Source organism: Sphaerochaeta sp., from assembly GCF_050178175.1.
Lineage (GTDB): Bacteria > Spirochaetota > Spirochaetia > Sphaerochaetales > Sphaerochaetaceae > Sphaerochaeta.
This window is the reverse complement of record NZ_JBFXGH010000193.1, coordinates 1-2,752: the sequence shown is the minus strand read 5'-3', so window position 1 is coordinate 2,752 and position 2,752 is coordinate 1. Positions and strand designations below refer to the sequence as shown.

The following is a 2,752-nucleotide window of genomic DNA, read 5'->3' as shown; positions in this document are numbered from 1 at the left end:
GAGAAAACGTATAAGTAAACCGGAAGGAATGCCCTTACAGGTTCGACTTACAGTGTCCTCAGGTTCTTCCACTCCTGTACTATTTTCCTGGTATTACATGGACCATCGTATGGGAGGAAACGTTGTTTGTTTTTCTCCTTCCGGATATGTTTTCCCAGAAAGTCCCCTCAAGGAGATTATACAGCATTTCGCCGTTGCTCTGCTTCATCTTGCTTGGGAGCATGATACGGTCACCTTACTCATGGCAAATAGGAAATTCCATGAGATATTCAACAGTGGGGATAAACTACTGGAAAAGGACCCTCTAGGATGGCTCTTGCCCTCAGAAAGGGACAATCTACTTTCGTGTATGAGAAGCTTGCAGGAGAATCACCTGAGGGGAGAGACGTGCATGGTGATAGGCCATGACAACCGATACTTCTCACTCACATGCCAACTTGGAACCTGTTATGGATATGTACAGATGGTTACCATCATCCTTCAGGATGTCGGCAATGAATAGAAATCGCAACAATTGAACAAACGCATGCTTCCCTATAAAGAACAGGACAGGGAAAATATTGCCGTATTTTCCCTTGGGTCATGCTCACTCGGGTTGCCGTATGCCAATGAGACCCCTGCAGCACTGCTGGGGTATGCACGAGAGGATTGCATTCCATCAGATGGGGATCCAAGGCGGAGGTGGGCCTTTCAGCTTGCTCATAGAAGACCGCTCTGAATCGATATTGATCACATGGGGGCAGAAGACAGGACTGCACCTTTCCATGGCCTTCGGTATGTATGAGAGGGATGATCCCAGTAAGGGTATTCCGTCACTTGTGGATACGGCGCACAGCGCTTCAAAAAATCTCGCAATTTCGTAATCGGGAAGGGTATGCGTTCCATTGTACAGATGGGAAAGGAGCTCGCCATTGTTATGGTGGTAGAGGGAGTGGAGAACAGGAAACATCATGAATTCCTGAGAGAAGCCGGAGTTTTTTTTGGGCAGGGATACTTTTATCGACGACCTATGGAGAAAGAAGCCTTCCTTATGTTGCTCACACATGGTTGACAGTTTCCCTCTCTTTGTGATACGTTCTGGTTCATCGGCCGGATAGCTCAGCGGGAGAGCGGTTGCCTTACACGCAACTGGTCGGGGGTTCAAATCCCTCTCCGGTCATTGACGCACTCTTCACAGAGTGCGTTTTTGTGTTTGATAAGGATACTATTGCCGCTCAAAATGGTTGTGGGTATAGTAGTATCACGCAATGGAGGATGGCATGGACCTGACATTATTGATCTGGTATTTTTTCTGTTATTCTATTCTAGGTTATATCGTTGAAATAGTGTATTGTTCCATAGGACAGGGCTCCTTGGTAAACCGTGGATTTCTTCATGGACCCTATCTTCCTATCTATGGATTTGGAGCGTTGCTGGTTATTTTTGTCTTTGCTGGCATATCCAACAATCCCCTTGTCCTGTTTTTTATCGCTGTCATTGGTACCAGCATCCTGGAATATGTTACAGGATATCTTGCTGAGACACTGTTTTCCATAAGATTATGGGATTACTCCTCTGTACGATTCAATCTCAAGGGAAGGGTCTGCCTCCTCAACTCGACACTCTTTGGATTGCTCTCCTTGTTTGTTGTCTATGTGGTGCATCCCCATGTATCAGCAATATTTGAATATGTAAGTCCATCAGTCTTGGAGCATGGGGCCAAAGTCATCATCATATTGCTCAGTGTCGATACCACCAGCTCAGTACTGGGAATGAGTGCTTTTCAGAGGCAACTTGCTGATTTCAGGGAGAAGAGAAGGGAGATTGAAAGTCGCCTGAAAGTACTTCGCGAATTCAGGGAGAACAAGATGCTTGAAGGTTTGCGTGTAAAGTTGGATACTGAATTGGATGAGTTGCGGATGCGTCTCAGTCTTTCCGCAAAACGAATCTTGCATGCATTTCCCTCGCTGACAAGCAGCAACGAGGAAAAGCGGTTGTTGCTCGAAACATTGAGAAAGACCATACGGGAGACTGCATTGCACAGGAAGTTACATGACAACAAGCATAGGAGCGAAAAGAGAGATGATTGAGTTACGGGAGCACTATCAGGAAATATTGGAAAGCTTGGCCGAAGCAGCAAGGCTTGCCGGGAGAAACCCAAGTGATATTACGCTGATGGCAGTAAGCAAGACCCGTACCTACCAGGAAATGTTGGACCTGTATTCCTGCGGACAGCTTCTCTATGGGGAAAACCGTGTACAGGAAGTAGAGGAGAAGATTCCCCAAACAAGACCGGAAGGGATGAGACTGCACCTGATAGGACATTTGCAGTCCAACAAGGCAAAGAAAGCGATAGAGCTCTTTGATGGTATCGATAGTGTCGATTCCCTGAAATTGGCCAGGAAAATTGAAGGATATCTTTCCCGTCCATTTCCAATCCTGCTTGAACTAAAGACAGCACAAGAGGGATTCAAAAGTGGGTTCTCGTGTGAGGATGAGCTCTTCTCGGCCCTTGATGTCATTATGGAGAGTAGCTATCTCCAGGTACGTGGGTTGATGACCATTGGCCCATTGAATGGAGATGAGAAGATGGTAAGAGCAGCGTTCTCACGACTGAGGAAGGCTTACGATGCAGTGCAAAAGCGATTTGCTCCTCCATCATTCGATACCTTGAGCATGGGTATGAGCGGTGACTACCGCATTGCCATCGAGGAAGGGTCCAATCAGGTGAGGATCGGTACAAAGCTGTTCGGGAAACGGGGATAAGCATGCG

5 protein-coding genes and 1 tRNA gene are annotated in these 2,752 nt (G+C 46.8%); all 6 read left to right on the top strand.

Features of this window, described 5'->3' with window-relative positions; translation table 11 throughout:
* Positions 1–349: 349 nt before the first annotated feature.
* A complete protein-coding gene (locus AB7S66_RS12430) occupies positions 350–502 on the top strand; it encodes a hypothetical protein (protein WP_428520468.1) in 153 nt (50 codons plus the stop codon).
* Positions 503–608: 106 nt separating this feature from the next.
* Positions 609–863, top strand: a complete 255-nt coding sequence (locus tag AB7S66_RS12425) for a hypothetical protein (protein ID WP_428520466.1) — start codon at positions 609–611, stop codon at positions 861–863.
* A gap of 11 nt (positions 864–874) precedes the next feature.
* Positions 875–1,051, top strand: coding sequence for an EAL domain-containing protein (locus AB7S66_RS12420; RefSeq protein ID WP_428520464.1), 177 nt, complete (start codon positions 875–877; stop codon positions 1,049–1,051).
* Positions 1,052–1,087: 36 nt separating this feature from the next.
* Positions 1,088–1,159, top strand: a tRNA-Val gene (locus AB7S66_RS12415).
* A 100-nt stretch (positions 1,160–1,259) separates the two neighbouring features.
* On the top strand, positions 1,260–2,069 hold the full coding sequence (locus AB7S66_RS12410; protein ID WP_428520462.1) for a putative ABC transporter permease: 810 nt from the start codon (positions 1,260–1,262) through the stop codon (positions 2,067–2,069).
* Positions 2,032–2,745 (top strand): YggS family pyridoxal phosphate-dependent enzyme, encoded by a 714-nt coding sequence (locus AB7S66_RS12405; protein WP_428520460.1) that lies wholly within the window; start codon positions 2,032–2,034, stop codon positions 2,743–2,745. Before AB7S66_RS12410 ends, AB7S66_RS12405 begins: the two co-directional genes overlap by 38 nt.
* Positions 2,746–2,752 lie beyond the last annotated feature (7 nt).

Excerpts from the sequence above, each read along its gene's own strand:
- AB7S66_RS12410 (WP_428520462.1), top strand. The coding sequence starts at position 1,260 with ATGGACCTGACATTATTGATCTGGTATTTTTTCTGTTATTCTATTCTA.
- AB7S66_RS12405 (WP_428520460.1), top strand. The coding sequence starts at position 2,032 with ATGACAACAAGCATAGGAGCGAAAAGAGAGATGATTGAGTTACGGGAG.
- AB7S66_RS12425 (WP_428520466.1), top strand. The coding sequence starts at position 609 with ATGAGACCCCTGCAGCACTGCTGGGGTATGCACGAGAGGATTGCATTC.
- AB7S66_RS12430 (WP_428520468.1), top strand. The coding sequence starts at position 350 with ATGAGAAGCTTGCAGGAGAATCACCTGAGGGGAGAGACGTGCATGGTG.
- AB7S66_RS12420 (WP_428520464.1), top strand. The coding sequence starts at position 875 with ATGCGTTCCATTGTACAGATGGGAAAGGAGCTCGCCATTGTTATGGTG.